At 70.7% G+C, this 20,198-nt stretch carries 19 protein-coding genes; 4 read left to right on the forward strand and 15 right to left on the reverse strand.

Annotated features, from left to right (window positions below):
- Positions 1-159 precede the first annotated feature (159 nt).
- The 4 genes from smc to ACQPWU_RS50300 form a co-directional block, all read right to left on the reverse strand.
- Positions 160-3,900: a chromosome segregation protein SMC gene (gene smc, locus ACQPWU_RS50285; protein WP_433433600.1), complete on the reverse strand. Its 3,741-nt coding sequence runs from the start codon at positions 3,898-3,900 to the stop codon at positions 160-162.
- 177 nt (positions 3,901-4,077) lie between these two features.
- On the reverse strand, positions 4,078-4,272 hold the full coding sequence (locus ACQPWU_RS50290) for a hypothetical protein (RefSeq protein WP_106249247.1): 195 nt from the start codon (positions 4,270-4,272) through the stop codon (positions 4,078-4,080).
- A gap of 191 nt (positions 4,273-4,463) precedes the next feature.
- Positions 4,464-4,751, reverse strand: a complete 288-nt coding sequence (locus tag ACQPWU_RS50295) for an acylphosphatase (RefSeq protein WP_360703628.1) — start codon at positions 4,749-4,751, stop codon at positions 4,464-4,466.
- A gap of 11 nt (positions 4,752-4,762) precedes the next feature.
- A complete protein-coding gene (locus ACQPWU_RS50300; RefSeq protein WP_433433603.1) occupies positions 4,763-5,665 on the reverse strand; it encodes a LysR substrate-binding domain-containing protein in 903 nt (300 codons plus the stop codon).
- A 98-nt stretch (positions 5,666-5,763) separates the two neighbouring features.
- Between ACQPWU_RS50300 and ACQPWU_RS50305 the strand changes: the two genes are divergently transcribed.
- The gene (locus ACQPWU_RS50305; protein ID WP_433433605.1) at positions 5,764-6,927 is read left to right on the forward strand and encodes an MFS transporter; all 1,164 of its coding nucleotides are present in this window, start codon (positions 5,764-5,766) and stop codon (positions 6,925-6,927) included.
- On the opposite strand, the gene mutM is transcribed toward ACQPWU_RS50305, so the two are convergent.
- The 8 genes from mutM to ACQPWU_RS50345 form a co-directional block, all read right to left on the reverse strand.
- Positions 6,875-7,720, reverse strand: coding sequence for a bifunctional DNA-formamidopyrimidine glycosylase/DNA-(apurinic or apyrimidinic site) lyase (gene mutM, locus ACQPWU_RS50310; protein ID WP_433433607.1), 846 nt, complete (start codon positions 7,718-7,720; stop codon positions 6,875-6,877). The genes ACQPWU_RS50305 and mutM overlap by 53 nt on opposite strands.
- Positions 7,721-7,833: 113 nt before the next feature.
- A complete protein-coding gene (gene rnc / locus ACQPWU_RS50315) occupies positions 7,834-8,553 on the reverse strand; it encodes a ribonuclease III (RefSeq protein WP_433445506.1) in 720 nt (239 codons plus the stop codon).
- 288 nt (positions 8,554-8,841) lie between these two features.
- Positions 8,842-9,021, reverse strand: a complete 180-nt coding sequence (gene rpmF, locus ACQPWU_RS50320) for a 50S ribosomal protein L32 (protein ID WP_139632166.1) — start codon at positions 9,019-9,021, stop codon at positions 8,842-8,844.
- A 1-nt stretch (position 9,022) separates the two neighbouring features.
- Complete coding sequence (locus ACQPWU_RS50325) at positions 9,023-9,592, reverse strand: YceD family protein (protein WP_360703641.1); 570 nt, start codon at positions 9,590-9,592, stop codon at positions 9,023-9,025.
- A gap of 53 nt (positions 9,593-9,645) precedes the next feature.
- Positions 9,646-10,122 (reverse strand): pantetheine-phosphate adenylyltransferase, encoded by a 477-nt coding sequence (gene coaD / locus ACQPWU_RS50330; protein WP_139632167.1) that lies wholly within the window; start codon positions 10,120-10,122, stop codon positions 9,646-9,648.
- Positions 10,123-10,136: 14 nt separating this feature from the next.
- Positions 10,137-10,718, reverse strand: coding sequence for a 16S rRNA (guanine(966)-N(2))-methyltransferase RsmD (rsmD, locus tag ACQPWU_RS50335; protein ID WP_433433610.1), 582 nt, complete (start codon positions 10,716-10,718; stop codon positions 10,137-10,139).
- 572 nt (positions 10,719-11,290) lie between these two features.
- Positions 11,291-13,465, reverse strand: coding sequence for an ATP-dependent DNA helicase RecG (gene recG, locus ACQPWU_RS50340; protein WP_433433612.1), 2,175 nt, complete (start codon positions 13,463-13,465; stop codon positions 11,291-11,293).
- A gap of 62 nt (positions 13,466-13,527) precedes the next feature.
- Positions 13,528-15,075: a DAK2 domain-containing protein gene (locus ACQPWU_RS50345; RefSeq protein WP_433433613.1), complete on the reverse strand. Its 1,548-nt coding sequence runs from the start codon at positions 15,073-15,075 to the stop codon at positions 13,528-13,530.
- 235 nt (positions 15,076-15,310) lie between these two features.
- Between ACQPWU_RS50345 and rpmB the strand changes: the two genes are divergently transcribed.
- Positions 15,311-15,496, forward strand: a complete 186-nt coding sequence (gene rpmB, locus ACQPWU_RS50350; protein ID WP_043618345.1) for a 50S ribosomal protein L28 — start codon at positions 15,311-15,313, stop codon at positions 15,494-15,496.
- A 226-nt stretch (positions 15,497-15,722) separates the two neighbouring features.
- On the opposite strand, the gene thiD is transcribed toward rpmB, so the two are convergent.
- The 3 genes from thiD to ACQPWU_RS50365 form a co-directional block, all read right to left on the reverse strand.
- Positions 15,723-16,508 carry a bifunctional hydroxymethylpyrimidine kinase/phosphomethylpyrimidine kinase gene (gene thiD / locus ACQPWU_RS50355; RefSeq protein ID WP_433433615.1) on the reverse strand — a complete coding sequence of 262 codons (786 nt, stop codon included), beginning with the start codon at positions 16,506-16,508 and terminating at the stop codon, positions 15,723-15,725.
- Between the two features lie 17 nt (positions 16,509-16,525).
- Positions 16,526-18,379, reverse strand: coding sequence for a hypothetical protein (locus ACQPWU_RS50360; RefSeq protein WP_433433617.1), 1,854 nt, complete (start codon positions 18,377-18,379; stop codon positions 16,526-16,528).
- A 125-nt stretch (positions 18,380-18,504) separates the two neighbouring features.
- Entirely contained in the window at positions 18,505-19,470 is a 966-nt protein-coding gene (locus ACQPWU_RS50365) for a thiamine-phosphate kinase (RefSeq protein WP_433433619.1), read from the reverse strand.
- A gap of 47 nt (positions 19,471-19,517) precedes the next feature.
- Here ACQPWU_RS50365 and ACQPWU_RS50370 point away from each other — a divergent pair, with 47 nt between their 5' ends.
- Both ACQPWU_RS50370 and ACQPWU_RS50375 read left to right on the forward strand, forming a co-directional pair.
- A complete protein-coding gene (locus tag ACQPWU_RS50370) occupies positions 19,518-19,751 on the forward strand; it encodes an Lrp/AsnC family transcriptional regulator (RefSeq protein ID WP_344991475.1) in 234 nt (77 codons plus the stop codon).
- A 13-nt stretch (positions 19,752-19,764) separates the two neighbouring features.
- Positions 19,765-20,196 carry a DUF3515 domain-containing protein gene (locus tag ACQPWU_RS50375; protein ID WP_433433622.1) on the forward strand — a complete coding sequence of 144 codons (432 nt, stop codon included), beginning with the start codon at positions 19,765-19,767 and terminating at the stop codon, positions 20,194-20,196.
- The last annotated feature ends 2 nt before the right edge of the window (positions 20,197-20,198 follow it).

The following is a 20,198-nucleotide window of genomic DNA, read 5'->3' on the forward strand; positions in this document are numbered from 1 at the left end:
GCGCCTCCCGCTCCGCCCTCAGCGAGCCCATGCCCGGCCCTGAACGGTCCGGTCGGCCACCGATGGCCCGCTTCCCCGAGGGAACCTCCGCCCCGCCGTCCGGGGTCACGGTCCTTCGATCGGGAGGAAACGGCCTCGGGGTCCGGCGCGGCGCTGGGGTCAGGCCGACTCGCGCTCGCGCAGCCGCTGGCTGACCACCTGCGTCACGCCGTCGCCGCGCATCGAAACGCCGTAGAGCGCGTCGGCGATCTCCATCGTGCGCTTGTTGTGGGTGATGACGATCAGCTGCGAGCTCTGCCGCAACTCCTCGAACAACGTCAGCAGCCGCTGCGTGTTCGTGTCGTCGAGCGCGGCCTCGACCTCGTCCATCACGTAGAACGGCGAGGGCCGCGCCTTGAAGATGGAGATCAGGAACGCCACGGCGGTCAGCGAGCGCTCGCCGCCCGACAGCAGCGACAGCCGCTTGACCTTCTTGCCCGGCGGTCTGGCCTCGACCTCGATGCCGGTGGTCAGCATGTCGTTGGGCTCGGTCAGCACCAGCCGGCCCTCGCCGCCGGGGAACACCCTGGTGAAGATCTGCTCGAACTCCGTGGCCACGTCCTCGTACGCCGAGGCGAACATCTGCTCCACCCGGTCGTCGACCTCCTTGACCACGGTCAGCAGGTCGCGCCTGGTCTTCTTGAGGTCCTCGAGCTGCGAGTTGAGGAACGCGTGCCGCTCCTCCAGCGCCGCGAACTCCTCCAGCGCGAGAGGGTTGACCTTGCCGAGCTGGTTCATCTGCCGCTCGGCGGCCCTGGCCCGCTTCTCCTGCTCCTCGCGCACGTACGGCACGGGCGGGTCGCCGGGGACCGGAGCCTCGGGACCGTACTCGGAGATCAGGGACTCGGCCTCGACCCCGAACTCCTCCAGCGCCCGCTGCTCCATCTGCTCCAGCCGCAGCCGCTGCTCGGTCCGGGCGACCTCGCTGCCGTGCACGCGGTTGACCAGCTTGTCCAGCTCCTGGCCGAGCTCGCGTACCCGTAGGCGGACCTGCTTGAGCTCGGCGTCGACGGCGACCCTGGCGAGGTCGGCCTCGTCGCGTTCCCTGGAGGCGAGCTGGATGGAGGACTCGAGCGCTTTGAGCACCTGCCTGGCGCCCTTGCTGACGGACTCGGCCACGGCCGCCTGCTGGCGGCGTCTGGCGCGCTGGGCGGCCGCCTGGGCGCGTTCCTGGCGCTCCCGCTGGGCGGCCCGCATGAGGCCGTCGGCGCGGCCCTCGATGCCCTTGGCGCGCTCTTCGGCGGTGCGGACCTGCAGGCGGGTGTCCATCTCGCGCTGCCTCGCGGCCTCGCACGCGCTCGCCAGGTCGTCGCGGAGGTCGGTGGTGGGCTCGGACTCCAGCTCCCGGGCGTACTCGGCCTCGGCCAGGCGGATCTCCAGCTCGGCCAGTTCTTCCAAGCCTTCGGTACGGGACTCTTCCGCTCTGGTGACGCTCTTGGCGAGGCGCTCCGCCTCGTCGTGGGCGGCGTTGGCGGCGGCCTCGAGCTGGGCCAGGCGCTTGGCGGCGGCGGCGTTGCGCTGGTCGGCCTCCCGCTGGCGGCCCCTGACCTGGTCGAGGGTGCCCTGGGCGGCGCTCACGCCCGCCTGGGCGGTGGTGACGGCGGTCTGGGCCTCGCTGACCTTCGCCTGGGCGGCCTCCAGCGCCGCCTGGACCGCCTGCTCCCGCTCGATCGCCTCGTCCAGCGCCTCGGCCGTCTCCTCCGACCTGCGCTCGGCCTGCTCCAGGTCCCCGATGGCCTCGTCGAGCGCGGCGCGCACCTGGAGCACGGAGGTGCCGCCCTCGGCGCCGCCGCTGGCCAGATGGGCGCCCACCAGGTCGCCCGCCTTGGTGACCGCCCTGAGCCCGGGGTGGCGGTCGGCGACCGAGCGCGCGGCTTCGAGATCCGCCACGACGACGACGTCCGCGAGCACGTGGTCGAGGGCGGGCCGCAGGTGGTCGGGGACCGCGACGAGGTCGGCGGCCCACTGACCGCCCTCGGGAGCCGCCGTACGCATGCGCGGGGCTCCGCGTGAGGACCCACCGGACGTCGTGGCGTCGGTCAGGAAGCCCGGGTGGTCGTCGTCGGCACCGGCCGGCAGGGCCACCAGGAGGGTCGCCTGGCCCGCGCCCTGAGTGCGCAGCAAATCCAGCGCCTCGACGGCCGTGTCCAGGGTCTTGACCGCGATCGCCTCCGCCACGGGACCCAGCACGGCCGCCACCGCCAGCTCGGCACCGGGCGTGACCTGCATCGAGGCGGCCAGCGGCCCCAGCACCCCGGCCAGGTCCGCGTCCAGCAGGGCCGCGCCTCCGTCACCCTTGGCGAGCCCCAGCTCCAGGGCATCCCGGCGGGCGACCAGAGCGGCCACGGACCGCTGCGCCTCCTGGTCGGCGGCGCGCGCGGTGACCACCCCGGACTTGGCGGCCTGCAGGGCGGCGCGCGGCGCGTCGAGGCCCGACTTGGCCTCCTCCACCGCGGCCCGCGCCTCGTCGGCGACGGCCCTGGCCTCCTCCACCAGGGCCTGCGCCGTGGCAAGCTCCTCCGCGAGCGCCGGATCGACCGCGGGCTCCTCCAGCCGCTGCGCCTCCAGGTCCTCCCTGGCGCGCCGCTCGCGCTGGGCCGCGTCGGCCACGGCCTGCTGGAGCCGCCCGATCTCCTCCTCGGCGGCCCGTGCCCGGCTCCGTACGGAATCGACCTGCCCGCGCAGCTTGGCCAGCCCCTCGCGGCGGTCGGCGGCGGCCCGGGCGGCCAGGGCGAGCCGCTGCTCCTCGGCGCTCAGCTCGGCCTCGGCCTCGGCCCGCCGCTGGACGGCCTCCTCCAGCAGCTCGTGCGCCTGCTCCAGCTCGGCCCTGAGTATGAGCTCGCGCTCGCGCACCTCGGCCGCCTCGCGTTCGAGGTCCTCGGGGTCGCGGCCGCGGCGCTCGATGGCGGCGGCGTCGAGCGCGTGGCGGTGGCGCTCGGCGGCGAGCTGCGCCAGGCCGGTGATGCGCTCACGCAGCGACGAGAGGCGGAAATACGTCTCCTGCGCGGCGGCAAGGCGGGGCTGCGTCTCGGCCTCGGCGGTCTCCAGCGCCGCCTCGCGCTGCTGGCCCTCGGCCAGCTCGGTCTCCACCTGGTTACGCCTGGCCATGATCGCGGCCTCGTCGGCGGCCTCCCGCTCCAGCGTCGTACGCAGGATGCACACGTCGTCGGCGAGCAGCCGCAGCCGGGCGTCACGCAGGTCGGCCTGGATGACGGCGGCCTTGCGGGCGATCTCCGCCTGGCGGCCCAGCGGCTTGAGCTGGCGGCGCAGCTCGGTGGCGAGGTCCTGAACGCGGGTCAGGTTGGCCTGCATGGCGTCGAGCTTGCGCAGCGCCTTTTCCTTGCGCTTGCGGTGCTTGAGCACGCCGGCGGCCTCTTCGATGAACGCCCGCCGGTCCTCGGGCCCCGCGTGCAGCACGGCGTCGAGCTGGCCCTGACCGACGATCACGTGCATCTCGCGCCCGATGCCCGAGTCGGACAGCAGCTCCTGGATGTCGAGCAGGCGGCAGGTGTCACCGTTGATGGCGTATTCGCTCTGCCCCGACCTGAACATCAGCCGGCTGATCGTGACCTCGGTGTAGTCGATCGGCAGGGCGCCGTCGGAGTTGTCGATGGTCAGCGTCACCTCGGCGCGCCCGAGGGGCGGCCTGGAGGAGGTGCCGGCGAAGATGACGTCCTCCATCTTGCCGCCGCGCAGCGACTTGGCGCTGTGCTCGCCCATGACCCAGGCCAGGGCGTCGACGACGTTGGACTTGCCCGAGCCGTTGGGGCCGACGACGCAGGTGATGCCCGGTTCGAGACGCAGGGCGGTCGCGGAGGCGAAAGACTTGAAGCCGCGCAGGGTGAGGGTCTTCAAATACAAGCGCGACCCCCTTCTCCCTGATGCCGGACTCGGGAAAGCCTACTGGTCCTCACTGCCCCACGTGGGCACGTACATTCTGGACCGGGCCGGCCTGGGCAAAGGAAGGTTTCCGAAAGAGCGCAAATAACAAGGGACGCCTCTCCGAGACGTCCCTGGGGTCTTGCGCTCCGATCACTCTCAGGTGAGTGCCGGCTCGCGCTCTTGCATGCGGCTTATCGCCTCATCGCGGGTTTGCGCCGCAAGAGCGTCATTGGTGGCCTGAAGTCGGATGAGTTCTGCCTCCAGATCCCGGATACGCTGCTGCAGACGGCGCATCTCCGAGACCATTCGAGGGTCAGGACCGCCGACGTGGCCGAGTAGAGCCTTCGCCATGGTAAAGGGTCCTCCACGCTGAGTGACCAGACTGGTTCGCGCACTTCTTATTCCGCGGGAGGGGTGCGCGTGGTACCTAACAAGAGTCGCACCGGCAGTGTGGGCGGTCAAGTCGAACCAACCGCTGAGCCCTACTGATGGGCACTCCCGACATACAACTATACCCTATTTGGGCGGTTTAACAAAAGGTACTACCGTTCTACAAACCCACCCAAACTACCTCGGGGTTCGCTCCAACGTTCTACTACTCCATCTACTCTCCCCGGCGTGTCGCAACCTTTGAGCAGCTCCAGCAGCTTGACGCACGCCTCGCGGGGGCCCTCGGCGACCACTTCCACCCGGCCGTCGGCCGTGTTGCGCGCCCAGCCCTCAAGCCCCAGCTCCAGCGCCCGGGCACGGGTCCACCAGCGGAACCCCACCCCTTGGACCCTGCCCCGAACCCAGGCGGTCAATCGGGCGTTCTCGCCGTTCTCCTGCATGTCCTCTCCTGTCAGGCCACAAGGGACTCCACCCCGAGTGCGTGCCCGGCCGCCGCCTCGTCGAACGCCCTGATCGCGGCGGTCTCGGCCGCCTTCACCCAGGCCAGGCCCATGATGGACGGCCGCAGCCCCGTGACGGGGACGAAGCTCACGTCCGGCCGCCTGTGGTGGGCCGCCGTCGGGGTGCAGAACAGCATGCCACCCCGGTTGAGCGCCACCTGGGTCAGGCCCTCCTGGCTGGTGGTCACCGTACCGGCCAGAGGAATCGGACGTCCGGAAGGGGTTACCGAGGGTGCCACCCGCTCGCGCCAGTCCCGCGGGGCCGGGCCGTCCAGTCCGATCAGGGGCACCTCCGACAGCTCCTCCGCCGCGATGCTCGCGCGGCCGGCCAGCGGATGGCGGACGGAGACGCCCAGCTGGTACGAGACCTCGTTCAGTCCCTCGCCGGTCGCCAGGTCGGGCTCACGCACCGGGAGCAGCGTGAACGCGAGATCCACCTGCCCGGCCCGCAACTTGCTGAAAGGGTCCGAGAGCGGGATCTCGACCAGCTCCACCTCGCACCCCGGATACCGGCGTTCGAAGGCCTGCACGCTCCCCGTGACGACCTCTGTGGGCGTGGCCAGGAAGCCGACCCTGATCGCGCCGGTCACCTCGCGCGCGGCCGCCTTGGCCCGGCTCACGGCGCTCGCCAGGCCGTCGTACGCGGGGCGCAGGTCGGCCAGGAAGCGCTCGCCGAGCGGCGTGAGGCGCACGCTGCGGCTGGTCCGCTGGAAGAGCCTGCCGCCGATGCCGGTCTCCAGCGAGCTGATGAGCTGGCTCACCCTCCCGGGCGACAGGTAGAGGCGCTCGGCCGTACGCGCGAAGTGCAATTCCTCGCTGAGCACCACAAAGCACTCCAGCTCCCTGAACTCCATCTCCACCACCTCTGGACCCGGATCGCTTAGCCCACCTAAACCAAGCCTTCGGACTTCGCCATTGTTCCCGCAGGCGGCCGGGGCAAAGGCTGAGTGGCATGACCATGACCGAAGTTTCCCCTGCTACGAGGGCTCGCTGGCTGGCCGTGTCGACGGTCGCGGTAGGCACCTTCACCATCGTGACCAGCGAGATGCTGCCTGTCGGGCTGCTGACCTCGATCGCATCCAGCCTTGGCGTGTCCGCCGGGACCGCCGGACTGATGATGTCGGCCCCGGGCCTGGTCGCCGCCGTCTCCGCGCCCCTGCTGGCCGTCACCACACGCCGGCTCGATCGGCGCGCCACATTGCTCGGGCTGATGGCGGTGCTGGCTGTGGCCAACCTGGTGGGCGCGTTCGCGCCGAGCTATCCCGTCATCCTGGCGGCCAGGGTGCTGACCGGGGTGAGCATCGGCGGGTTCTGGGCCTTCGCGGCGGGCTTGGCGACGCGGCTGGTGCCGGAGAAGTCCGTCGGGCGGGCCACGTCGATCATCTTGGGCGGTGTCTCGGTGGCGTCGGTGCTGGGCGTGCCCGCGGCGACGTTCATCTCGTCGTTCGCGGGGTGGCGGATGGCGTTCGCCGCGATGGGCGTGGTGGCGCTGGCCCTGATCGCGGTCCTGTACGCCACGCTGCCGCCGTTGCCGGGCGAGGGCCCCGCCCGGACATCGGGATCCCCACGGGAGTGGCTCTCGGGGCAGCTCAAGACCGTCCTGGTGATGACCGTTCTGATCGTGTGCGGGCACTTCGCCGCCTACACCTACGTCCAGCCGTTCCTCGAGCAGGTCTCGCACGCGGGTCCCGCCCTCATCAGCACGATCCTTCTCCTGTACGGCGCCGCGGGCGTGGTGGGCAACTTCACGGCCGGCGCGTGGGCGGCCAGGAACCCCAAGCCGGTCCTGATCACCCGGGCCGTCCTCATCGCGCTGGGCACGGCGGCGCTGCCCGTCATCGGCCTCCCCCTGGCCGTGCTGGTGGTGTGGGGCTTCGGCTACGGGGGCGTCGGAGTGACGCTTCAGCTGTGGATCATGCGCGCGGGCGGCGGCGAACTCGGCACGGCGCTCTTCGTCAGCGCCTTCAATGTCTCCATCGCGCTCGGCGCGTTCGCCGGTGGCAGGGTCGTGGACGGGTTCTCGATCTCCGCCGCGATGTGGCTGGGCGCGGGGCTGGCCGTGCTCACCGCGGCCGTCGCTGGCATTTGGGGCAGGAGTACGACGACCGGTTCATGAACGGCTCGCGCCTGATCGGGGTGCCGCAGCGCGAGCAGGGCAGGTCGCGCCGGCCGTACACCTCCAGGGAGCGCTCGAAGTAGCCGCTCTCGCCGTTGACGTTCACGTACAGGCTGTCGAACGAGGTGCCACCCGCCCGCAACGCGGACGCCATGACCGTGCGCACGGCGGCGAGCAGCTCGGCGATCTTGGGACGTGTGAGCGTCTGCGTGGACCTGGCCCAGTGGAGCCGCGCGATCCACAGGGCCTCGTCCGCGTAGATGTTGCCGACGCCGCTGATCAGCGACTGGTCGAGCAGCGCCCGCTTGATCTCGGTCTGTTTGGCCCTGAGCCTGCGGGCGAACTCGGCGTCGTCGAACACCGCCTCGAACGGGTCGGGGGCGATGTGGGAGATCGGCTCCGGCACGCCGCCGACCAGGGACGTGATCATGACGTGGCCGAACGTCCGCTGGTCGACGAAGCGCAGGTCGGGGCCGCCGTCCTCGAAACGGACGCGCACCCTCAGATGCTTCTCCAGCGGCGAGTCCTGGTCGACCACCAGCAGCTGGCCGCTCATCCCCAGATGGGCCATGAGCGCCTCCTCGGCGCCCGAGAGCCGGAGCCACAGATATTTGCCGCGACGCTCGGCGGACAGCACCTCGCGGCCCTTCAACTGGGCCGCGAACTCGTCGGCCCCGGGCAGATGCCGCCTGATGGCACGGGGGTGCAGCACCTCCGCCGAGGCGATCTCGCGTGTGGTGACCCATTGCGCGAGGCCGCGCCTGACGACCTCGACCTCCGGTAGCTCAGGCACCTCAGACCCCTAAAGCTCGGGCGCCGCAAACCTCTGGACGCCCGGATGGCCGGGCCCCAGACGCTTCGGGCAGCAACCTAATTGTCGCCCTCCGGACACACCCGGAGGGCCGTTCAGCCCGCGGGCTGGCTCTCGCGCTGCTCCCGCCTGGCCCGGATGCGGGTCCAGGCCGCCTCGGCCGCCTGCTGCTCGGCCTCCTTCTTGCTGCGCCCGGTGCCCGACCCGTAGGACTCGCCGCCGACCCGCACCATGGCCGTGAACGACTTGGCGTGGTCGGGACCGCTCTCCTCGACGTGGTATTCGGGCACGCCGAGCGCCTCGGAGGCGGTCAGCTCCTGCAGCGAGGTCTTCCAGTCGAGCCCGGCCCCGAGCGAGGCCGAGCGGACGATCAGCGGGTCGAACAGCAGGTGCACCACCCGGAACGCCTCGTCGAGCCCCTTGTCGACGTAGATCGCGCCGATCAGCGCCTCGAGGGTGTCGGCCAGGATGGACGACTTGTCGCGCCCGCCGGTGCCCTCCTCGCCCCTGCCGAGCCGCAGGAACCGGCCCAGGCCCAGGTTTCGGGCCACGTCGGCCAGCGCCCGCATGTTGACCACCGCGGCACGCAGCTTCGCGAGCTGGCCCTCGGGCAGGTCGGGGTGGTTGCGGTAGAGGGTGTCGGTGACCACCAGGCCCAGCACCGAGTCGCCCAGGAACTCCAGGCGCTCGTTGGTGGGCAGGCCACCGTTCTCGTACGCGTAGGAGCGGTGGGTCAGCGCCCGCTCCAGGATGTCGGGGTCGAGGCCGACCGCCAGGACCCGCTCAAGCTCGTCTTTGGCGACCTCCACGGCCACCGGCTTAGGACCTGCGCCCACGTGCTTCCTCCTCGGACATCTTCGCATGGCGCGCCGGCCGCGGGAGATGCCCGAAAACGTGGTGGGCGTCGGGGTAACACGTAGCCCCGGCGTCCACCACGACCGCGGGCGAGCCGCCGCCGCACGCATCTGAGACGGTAACGCCGACCGAGGCACAATGGCACCCGGTCGGCATCACGTCAACTGCTGACGAGAAACCTGCGATGTGGACTGCCGCCACGGTCTCCGGTGCGGCAGCCCGACGGGCAGGTCTTCTTGTCAGAGGGATCAGGCGGACGGCTCGATGACCTGACGACGGTTGTAGGTGCCGCAGGTGGGGCACGCGATGTGCGGCTGCTTGGGCGAACGGCACTGCGGGCAGCTCACCAGGGCGACAGCAGTCGTCTTCCACTGGGAGCGACGGTGGCGGGTGTTACTCCGCGACATCTTTCGCTTCGGGACGGCCACGTCACTTCTCCTGATCGTTATCTTTGTCGGAAATCAGACCTTGCAACGACGCCCAACGGGCATCGATCTTCTCGTGCCGGTGATCATCGCCGGCCTCGGCCAGCTTGACCCCGCACTCCGTGCAGAGCCCCTCGCAGTCCTCACGGCACACGGGGCTCAACGGCAGCGCCAGCACCACCGCGTCACGGAACGTCGGCTCGAGGTCGAGCAGCTCCCCGTCGAGCAGTGAGTCCTCCTCCGAGGCGTCCTCGTCGGAGTAGAAGAACAGCTCCTGCAGGTCCACCTCGATCTCCGAGGTGAGCGGGTCGAGGCAGCGCGCGCACTCCCCGGCGAGCGGGGCCTGCGCCGTGCCTGACACGAGCACGCCTTCCATCACTGCTTCGAACCGGAGATCCAGCTCGACTTCGGCGTCCTTGGGGACACCGATCATGTCGACGCCGAGATCTGCCGGTGCCGGAAGGGTCAGGGTCATCTGCCGCATCGTGCCCGGCCGCTTTCCCAGGTCATGAGTGGAGATCACCCACGGGGAGCGGGGGTCGAGGTGCTGAGTCATCCTGCTCTCGCTAGGCATGGCGAGACGATCGCCGTCGTACAAGGCCGAAATGAAAGGATAGCAGGTCGCACTCAGCCCCTGAGCCGCTCGATGAGCAGCTTGTGCACAAGATCGGGTACGAGGCCCGATACGTCCCCACCATATCTGGCGATCTCCTTCACCCTGCTGGAGGACAGGAACGAGTATTCGGGATTCGTGGGCATGAAAAGCGTCTCCACCCCTGACAACCGATAGTTGAGCTGTGCCATCTGCAGCTCGTAGTCGAAGTCGCTGACCACCCTGATGCCCTTGACAATGGCAGGGATGTCGTTCTGCCTGCAGAAATCGACCAGCAGTCCGTGGAATTTCCGCACCTTGACGTTCGGAAAGTCCTTGGTCACGGTCTGCAGGATGTCGATTCGCTCGTCCACCGTGAACAGACTGCTTTTCTCGACGTTGATGAGGACTGCCACGGTCACTTCGTCATACAGGCGCGCGGAGCGGCCGATGATGTCGAGGTGGCCATTGGTGATGGGGTCGAACGACCCCGGGCAGACTACGCGGCGCAAGACGCCTCCCAGGTCTACGGGTTCCCGGCGGCGCGACCGTACCAAACGGACGCTTCGCCATAACGACGGACCCTCTCCTCAACGTAGCCTTCCGGCCACATCAGGGCCTTTCCCCTGCTTTCCCTCTCGAACGCCACCAACGCCTCATCCGCCAGCCAGCCGTTGTCCCGCAGCAGATCCAGGACCTGCTGGACCTCGGCATCGGACGTGGCATACGGCGGATCCGCGAACACGATGTCGTAGGGCGACTCCTTTCCAAGATCGTCAGGTGTCTTCCCGAGCACCCGCACCACCTTGTCCGCGATCACCCTGGCGCCTTCGAGGCCGAGCGTCTGGACGTTCGCCTTGATCGTCCGTACGGCCTTGGGGTCGGACTCGACCAGCACGGCCTCCTTCGCTCCCCTGGACAGGGCCTCCAGGCCGATCGCCCCTGATCCGGCGTACAGGTCGAGCACGCGGGCGCCGTCGAGTCCGTACAGCGAGTCGAGCGTCAAGAAGATCCCTTCTCTCGCCCTGTCACTGGTCGGCCTCGTCCCGCGCCCCGGCGGCACCGCGAGCCGCCTGCCACCCGCCGTGCCTGCGATGATCCGCGTCATGTGACCTATTGTTCCGCATATTCTTGCAGGTCAAGAGTGGACAAGTGTCTGCCTCGAGTACGCAAGGGTGATTCACATCGGGCCGGTCGGCCCGCATGATGAGTTCTGCGGCCTTCAAGGTGACCCACATGAAGGCCGACCGGCGTGATCGTGAGCCCTTCCGCACGCCGGTTCCCTCGGCACCTGACCCGAGGGTGGGCCCAGCCGGGGACGGCATTCGGGGGGAGGCCGTCCCCGCGGCTGGGCCTTTTTCTTCTTTGTCGTGGGTTTTTTCATTTGTTACGGCGGGGCCGGCTTGGCACTTACCGCCGTACGTGGCCGAGGGCCTCCAGGAAGACGCTCGCTGACCCGCACATGGCCGGCCACCGTTACGGCGATTCCTTGGCCGATTCCGTGGCTCCCACCCGCGACCCCGCACGGCCCTTTCCGCCTCATAGCGGACCCCGCCCATGCCGGAAGACGGCCCTTCCCGCCTCGTGGCGGACCCCACGCCGTCCCGCCGCACCAGCGCCGCTTCAGACGTCCCCTGCACCCCTACCGGCTCCCGCCGTGCGGCTGAGGAGCGCCCCGTGTCAGGTCTTCTCCAGATACTCGGCGCGTTCGTCTGCCAAGAGGCGGGTGATCTCGGCTCTCAGGCCCTCGTGGGAGGTCAGGTCCGGGTCCTCGGCGAGCAGGGCGGACGCCTCGTCGCGGGCGGTGGCGATCACGTCCTCGTCCCGCAGCAGCTGCAGCAGCTTCAGCGACGACCGCTTGCCGGACTGCGCCGCCCCCAGTACGTCGCCCTCCCGCCGCTGCTCCAGGTCCACGCGCGACAGCTCGAAGCCGTCCAAGGTGGCGGCCACCGCGTCCAGGCGGGCGCGGGCCGGGGTGCCTTCGGGGAAGTCCGAGACCAGCAGGCACAGGCCCGGGAGGCCGCCGCGGCCGACGCGGCCGCGGAGCTGGTGGAGCTGGGAGACGCCGAAGCGGTCGGCGTCCATGATGATCATGACGGAGGAGTTGGGGACGTCGACACCCACCTCGATGACCGTGGTGGCCACCAGGACGTCCAGCTCACCCCGCGTGAAGGAACGCATGATCGCGTCCTTCTCCTCCGGCGGGAGCTTGCCGTGGAGGGTGCCGACGCGCAGGTCGTGGAAGGGGCCGCTCTTCAGGAGCTCGGCCACGTCGAGGACCGCGAGCGGCGGGCGGCGCTCCTCGTCGTTGGCCGCCGCCAGGTCGCCCTCGTCGCCCTCCAGGTCGCCGATGCGCGGGCACACGATGTACGCCTGGCGCCCCAGGGCCACCTCCTCCCGCACCCGCTCCCACGTGCGTTCGAGATAGTGAGGCTTCTCGGCGGCCGGGACGACGTGACTGGAGATGGGCGCACGCCCGGCCGGGAGCTGGGACAGCGTCGAGACCTCCAGGTCGCCGAAGACCGTCATGGCGACCGTGCGCGGAATCGGGGTGGCCGTCATGACCAGGACGTGCGGCCGCCCGCCTCCCGCCTTCTCGCGCAGCGCGTCACGTTGCTCGACCCCGAACCGGTGCTGCTCGTCCACCACGACCAGCCCCAGGTCGGCGAACTGCACGTGCTCCTGCAGCAGCGCGTGCGTGCCCACGACGATCCCCGCCGTGCCCGAGGCGGCGTCGAGCAGGGCCGCGCGACGGGCGGCGGCGCCCATCGAGCCGGTCAGCAGCGTGACCGCCGTGCCTCCGAACATGCCCCCCTGCGCCAGATCCCCCAACATGCTCGTGATCGAGCGGTGGTGCTGCTGGGCCAGCACCTCCGTGGGCGCCAGCAGCGCCGCCTGGCCGCCCGCGTCGACCACCTGGAGCATCGCGCGCAGCGCCACCACCGTCTTGCCCGCGCCGACCTCGCCCTGCAGCAGCCGGTGCATCGGGTGCTCGAGCGCGAGGTCGGCGGCGATCTCCTCACCGACCTGCGCCTGCCCCTCCGTCAGCGAGAACGGCAGCCGCGCGTCGAAATCGGCCAGCATGCCGTCCGAACGCCTGGGCCTGGCCTTGGCGGGCAGCGAGGTGGCGGCCTGGCGCCGCTGCAGCAGCACGGCCTGCAGCACGAACGCCTCATCGAACTTCAGCCGCTGACGCGCCCGCCCCACCTCGGCGAAGTCCTTCGGCCGGTGGATGGCCACCAGCGCCTCACCCAGGTCCTGCAGCCCGTGGCGGGCCCGCAGCGCGGCGGGCAGCGGGTCCTCGAGCGGGCCGAGCGTGTCGAGCACGATGCCGACCGCGCGCCTGATCGCCCACGGCGTGAGGTCCTTGCCCGCCGGATAGATCGGCACCGGCGCCGCCGCGAACTCCTCCGCGCTCGCCTCGTTCTCCTCGAACAGCTCGAACTCCGGGTGCGAGAGCTGCCAGCGCGGGCTCGTACGCGACCCGAACAGCCCCACCTTGCCCGCGAACATGCCGCGCCGCCCGGGCTTGAGCCGCGACTCCGCCACATGGGAACCCTTGCCGAAGAACGACAGGTAGATCTTGTTGCGGTTTCCGTCGACGACCTCGACCTCCAGCCAGGTGCCGCCGCGGTTGCGCATGGGCTTGCGCATGAGCCTGGTCACCTCGCCGACCACGGTGACGTGCTCGTCGACCTCCAGCGCGTCGAGCGAGGTCAGCTCGCCGCGCTCGGCGTAACGCCGCGGATAGTGGCGCAGCAGGTCGCCGACCGTCTCCAGGTCGAGCACGCTGTGCAGGAGCTTGGCGGTCTTCGGGTCGAGCGCCTTCGTCAGAGGCTCGTCGAAACGGCTCACGGCATTAAGTTCTACCGCCTACGCCCGACAGGAATCCCGCCCGACGGTCCTCTTTCGTCAGATCACTCCACGCCGATCAGGAGCGGGTAGCCGCCCTGCTCGCCGTCGTACACGACCAGGTCCACGTCCGGCCGTACACGTCCCAGATGCTCCTCCAGGTGCCCCGCCAGCCCCGGCGGCGCTTCCAGGCCCGTGACCAGGGTCACCAGCTCGCCGCCACCCGCCACCATCCGGTCCACGACCATGGTCGCCACGTGGTCGAGCGAGCCGCCGATCACCGCCACATCCCCGTCGATCATGCCGAGCACGTCCCCGGGGCAGCAGACCCCCGCGCTCGTGACCGCTTCCCGGTCCGCCACCGTCACGTGCCCGTACCGCGTGTGCCCCGCGGCGTCGGTCATCGCCACCACGTCGTCGTCGAAGCGGCGCAGCGGATCGTGTACGGCCAGGGCCGCCAGCCCCTGCACGGTCGCCTCCGTGGGCAGCACGCTGACCGTGACCCCGTCCTCGCGGGCGATCTCCGCGGCCGCGACGGCGATCGACCTGACGCCCTCGTCGTTCGGCAGGACCGCGACCTCGCTGCCGGCCTGCCTGATCGCGGCCAGCATCGCGGGAAGCGCGGGCCGTGTGCCGGGCGCGCGCCGTACCACGACAGCGCCGCACTCCTCGAAGAGCGCCGCGATCCCGTCCCCCGCGGCCACCGCCACCACGCCCCTGCCCGCGCCGCCACGGTGGGTGCGCTCGGCCAGGTACGTGATCCTGATCCGGTGCGGCCGGCCCGCCCGCACACCGGCCTCGACGGCGGGACCGGCCTCGGCCACGTGGACGTGCACGTTCCACAGGCCCCCGCCTCCGACCACGACCAGCGAGTCGCCCATGGCGTCGAGCTCCCCGCGCAGCGCGGCCACCGCGGCGTCGTCGGCCTCCAGCAGGTACATCACCTCGTACCCCGCGCCCACCTCGGCCATCGGCGAGACCCGGGCGGTCGGCGCCGGCACGTCGTAGTGGTCGACGTAGGAGTCGGTGATCACGGCGGCCAGCGTCTCCAGCACGATCGCCGCCCCCGCGCCACCCGCGTCCACCACACCGCTGCGGGCCAGCACCTCCAACTGGCCGGGCGTGCGGCGCAGCGCAGCGCGGGCCTCGCCCGCCGCCTGCCGCGCCACCTCCGTCAGATCGTCCCCGTCCACGTCCTGTACGGCTCGCGCGGCGGACTCCAGCACGCTCAGCACCGTGCCCTCCACCGGCCTGGCCACCGCCTCCCTGGCCAGCACGGCGGCCCTGAGCAGCCCGGCCCGCAGATCGGTGCCGTCCTTCAGGACCTCGGCGAGGCCGCGTAACGCCTGGCTGACGATCACCCCGGAGTTGCCGCGGGCCCCGACCAGGGCGCCGTAAGAGAGCGTCTGCCACACCACGGCCGCGTCCACGTCATCGGGCAGCGACTCGACGGCCTCGGCCGCGGACAGCATGGTCAGGTGCAGGTTGGTGCCGGTGTCGCCGTCGGCCACCGGGAACACGTTGAGCGCGTCGATCTCGGCCCTGGCCTGGCCCAGCGCGTCGGCGGCGAGGCGGGCCCAGCGGCGCACCGCGGGCGGGTCGAGGATCTTCATCTACGCCCTCCGACTGTATTTCCCCAACCAACCGACCCCCGGCCGAACTCCTGGCCCGAATGCGCTACGGTTGTCGATGGAGAATATCGCTGCTGGGCCCCCGGTCCAGCGTTCCAGTTCGCGCCCATCGGTGTGGATCGGATATTCTCGTCTGGCTGGCCGGTTGTCCCGGCATGCCCTCCGCCCGGAAAGCATCAGCGGACAGGGCTACATCGACTGTTTTAAGGAGCGAACCGTGGCTTCCGTCTGCGATGTCTGCCGTAAGGGCCCGACCTTCGGCAACAACGTGTCCCACTCGCACCGCCGCACCCGTCGTCGTTGGAACCCCAACATCCAGACGGTTCGCGCGGTCGTCGGCGGCACGCCGAAGAAGCTGAACGTGTGCACCTCGTGCATCAAGGCGGGCAAGGTCACCCGCTAGTCCCACACTTCTCACCCAAGCCCGTCGCTCTTCTGTGGAGCGGCGGGCTTGCGTGTTTTCGTTCCCGGCGGCCACGGCCGACCGCCCAACGGGACAACGAGCTGCTGTCCGATGGAATGCGGTCGGCGCGCCTCCAGAGGGGTCAGCGCGCCCCAGAGCGTGGCATTCCGCCTGAAAAGGCTGCAAGCAGGGAACGGCGGCCGAGGAGGGCTCTCAGGGTCTGGGTTCAGCGCCAGCGCCAGGCATGGTCCACCGGGCCGATACCGCTGCCCAGGGGGAAGCCGCGGGCGATCGCGCCCGTCACGTACTCCTTCGCCTTGCCCACCGCCTCGGGCACGTCGTCACCCAGCGCGAGCCGGGAGGCGATGGCGGAGGCCAGCGTGCAGCCCGTGCCGTGGGTGTGGCGGTTGTCGAGGCGTTCGGCGGCGAAGCGGTATTCGTTCGTGCCGTCCGTGAGCAGGTCGACCGGCGCCCCGGGCAGGTGGCCGCCCTTGATCAGCGCCCAGGCGGGCCCCAGCTCCAGTACGGCGTCCGCGGCCCGGCGCAGCCCGTCCTCGTCCTCTACCTTGACGGACGTGAGCTGCTCCACCTCCCACAGGTTCGGCGTCACCACGGTGGCCACCGGAAGCAGCCGCGTCCGGACCGTCTCGACGGCCTCGGGCGCGAGCAGCGGGTCGCCGTGCTTCGACACCCCGACGGGATCCACGACCACCGGGGCGGCGTACGAGCCGAGCACGCCGGCCACTGTCTCGACCAGGGCCGGTGAGGCCAGCATGCCGGTCTTCACCGCCTGCGCGCCGATGTCGCCGAGCACCGAGTCGAGCTGCGCCCGCACGGCCTCGGGCGGCAGCTCCCAGTAGCCCTGGACGCCCAGCGAGTTCTGTGCCGTCACCGCGGCGATGACGCTCATGCCGTGGACGCCCATGGCCATCATGGTCTTCAGGTCGGCCTGGATGCCCGCGCCGCCCCCTGAGTCGGAGCCGGCGACGGTCAGCACACATGGAGGGGTCATGTCCCCCATCCAACCACTCAGCTGACGGCACACTTCCCGCTGACCAGCCCGCAGTTCGCAGCCTTCTCGCCCTTGCCCGTGGCGGTGAACGAGACGGAGACCGAGTCACCCGACGCCAGCGACGCCGACAGGTCCAGGATCAGCAGGTCGCCGTCCTGCGTCCATTGGGCGCCGGTCACGTTCATGACCTTGCCCTCCACCGGGACGGACACGGTGGGGTTCTCGAGCGTCTGCTTGGACGTGTTCGAGAGCGTCATGGCGGCCTGATAGGTGAACAGCTGCTGCTTGATCGTCTGCCGGAGGTTCATCGAGCCGGCGCCGGACCCGAAGGTGCCCGTGTCGGTGGGGGCGGGCGTGGTGCCGCTGGTGGGCGCGCCGCCGGTGTCGGAGTCGTCCAGCGTCGAAGGCTCTTCGGCCGGGGACTCGGACACGCTCTCCTCGACGGGGGGCGTCGGGTCCTCCGTCGGCTTCGAGGACGTCTTCACCTTGGTCTTGGTGGGCGTCGGTGTGGCGGACGAGGTGCGCCGCGGCGTGCGGGCGCTGTAGGAGGCCGTCGGCGAGGGGGCCGTGGAGGGCGTGTCCTTTTCGGTCGGTTCCTCCGTCGGCTCCTCCTCGGGCTGGGTCTGCTCCTCGCTCGGCTGGGAGACCTCGGGGCCCGGCTGGTTGCCCGTCGCCTGTACGGCGGCGCAGGTCGTATCCGCGCACTTGCCGGTCCCGCTCGACGAGCTCATGAACTTGACGCCCGCCACGGTGCCGCCCAGCACGACGGCCACGGCGGCGACAGACAGCAGCGCGACCCGGCCCTTGCCTCCGCCCGAGGGGGGCGCGGCGAGCACGTCGTCGCCGCCGCGTCCGGGTTTACGGCGCCCGCGGCGGCCCTTCGGCTCCTCCGGCTCGTCGTAGCCGGAGTCGGACGGCCAGTCGGAGCCGAGGAACCCGGTCTCGGCGTTCGCCCAGGCGGGAGCCTGCACGGCCGTCGGCTCCCCGGCCACCTTGACGTCCCCCGGCTCGGGCGGGCCGGGCGACAGGGGTACGTCGAACCCTCCGGTACGGTCGCCGGGCGGCCCACCGAAGGCACCACCTGGCGCGTTGGGGCCGTCGAAGAAGGCCGTGCGCTCAGAGGGGCCGGGTGCGTCCGGACCGTCGAAGAAGGGCGTGCGCTCGGACGCGCCGTGGGCGTCCCGACCGTCAAAGAAGGCCGTGCGCTCGGACGGGCCCTGCGCATCGGGGCCGTCGAAGAAGGCCGTGCGCTCAGAAGGACCCGGCGCGTCCGGACCGTCGAAGAAGGCCGTGCGCTCCATGGGCCCGTCAAAGGGACCCGGCACGTCGAAGGGGCCCCGCCCGGCGGAAGGCCCGGGCCGGTCATTGGGCGCGCCGCCGAAGATGCCCGAGGGCCCGGGGTCCGGCGCGCCGCGACCGGGCATCCGGTCGGGGCCGCCGAAGACGGATGTCTGGTCGGCGGGGCCGGCGAAGGGACGGTCAGCGGGATCCGGACCGTCGAAGGAGCGGTCGGCGACCGGGCCCCACTCCGACGGACGGGTGAAGGCGCCCGTCGTCTCGAACGGCCCGGCCTCCTCCCCTGGTCTCGCCGGCGGGAAGGCACGCGAAGGGTCGTTGGCCGGGGGGAAGCCGCCGGCGGGGTCGTTGGGCAGCGCGAAGGCCCCGGTGGTCTCGAACGGCTCGGACTGCGGCCCGCGCGACGGCGGCCCGTCCGTGCGCCGCGGCATGGGAGCCCACTGGCCCGTCACCTCGGGTTCGTCCGGCAACGAGGGCCAGCCCGGCGGCTCGGCCTGCTCGTCAGGACCCCAGAATGCGCTGTTGTTCCCCCGTTCGTCCCCGTCGTCGGATCCACCTGTGCCGTGGCGGCCCATGGCTGCCCTTTCTCGCGGTTACAGTGGCCGCCAATCTTCATAACACCTTTGCTACGTCGTTGTCACAGCAATCCCCTGAGTCCCACGCCAAATCAGGAAAATTTCACGTAAATCGGGACAAGTCGTCACCGAAAGTGATCCCAGCCGCGCCGGCCGATCTCGCGTCCATACACCAGAACGCCCTCGCCCTCGACCACCCGGCCCACGACCTGCCATGACGGCGGCAGCCGTACCTCTGCGGGGAAGACCGCGGCGAGCGCGTGGTCCTCACCGCCTGTGAGCACCCACTCCAGCGGATCGGCCCCCAGTTCTTTGGCCGCGACGGCCACTGGCTCCCCCACCGGGAATGCCTGTGGATCGACCTCGATACGCACGCTGCTGGCCTCGGCGACGTGGCCAAGGTCCTGCAGCAGCCCGTCGCTGACGTCCAGCATCGCGCTCGCGCCCAGCTCGGCCGCCCGCGGCCCCATCGCGTACGGAGGGCAGGGCCGCCGATGCGCGACCACGGCCTCCTCGAGGACGGGGGTCAGAGGCACACCCGCCTCCAGCAGCGCCCACCCGGCGGCGGCGTACCCCAGCCGGCCGGTCACCGCCACCACCTGCCCGGGCCTGGCCCCCGAACGCGTCACGGGCGCCCGGCCGCCCAGGTCGCCCAGCGCGGTCACCCCGATGACCACCAGGTCGCACTTCGTGATGTCACCCCCGGCCACGCTCGCCCCGACCACTGCGCACTCGTCGCGGAACCCGTCCGTAAGGTCGTCCAGCCACTTCAAGGGGAGGTCGGCGGGCATGCCCAGCCCGACCACGATGGACGTCGGCTCGGCGCCCATGGCGGCGACGTCGGCAAGGTTCTGTGCTGCCGCCTTGCGGCCCACGTCATAGCCGCTGGACCAATCGCGGCGAAAGTGCCTACCCTCGATCAGCAGATCCGTTGAGACCACGACACGGCCGTCGGACGCGCCGATGACGGCGGCGTCGTCACCCGGGCCTAGCATTACCGCCGCGCCCTGGGGCAGACGTCCGGTAATACGATTTATCACTCCGAATTCGCCGAGATCTCCGACTGTGATGACGCACCTCCTGACGCACACAGGGTACGGTGGCCCTTCGGCGTGATCCAATCGCCTGGGAGGACGTGATGGTGCAGGCCTACATCCTTATTCAGACTGAAGTCGGCAAGGCCGCTGCCGTGGCTCAGGAGATATCCGGGATTCCCGGCGTCACCCAGGCTGAAGACGTGACGGGCCCCTACGACGTGATCGTGCGCGCGGAGGCCAACAACGTCGACGAGCTGGGCAAGCTCGTGGTGGCGCAGATTCAGGCAGTGGAGGGCATCACGCGTACTCTTACGTGTCCGATTGTCCACATTTGAAGGTAGTCGTCGCATGCGTGCCGCCGCCGTCCTGCTCGTTCTCCTAGCACTCGCCGGTTGCGGCGGCACCGTGCAGGTCGACCCACCCAAGCCGCAGGGCGAGGCGGTGGCGGCCTGCGACAAGCTGGCGACGCTGCTGCCCCAGACGCTCGACGGCGACCGGCGTGGCACGTCCACGCCGGAGTCGCCGTACGTGGCCGTCTGGGGCGAGGCCGCCATCGCGCTGCGCTGCGGCGTGCCCCGGCCCGCCAAGATGGCGCCCACCGACCAGCTCCAGGAGATCGGGGGGGTGGGCTGGTTCCCCGATCCCGACAGGCCCACCCTGTTCACCGCGGTGACGGACACGGCCTATGTGGAGGTCACGGTCGGCGGCGAACACGTGGCCGCCGAGGTGCTCGCGGACCTGTCGAAGCCGATCGCCCAGGTCTCGACGCCGTCCAGCTGAGA

The organism is Nonomuraea sp. CA-141351 (assembly GCF_050944675.1).
GTDB lineage: Bacteria > Actinomycetota > Actinomycetes > Streptosporangiales > Streptosporangiaceae > Nonomuraea.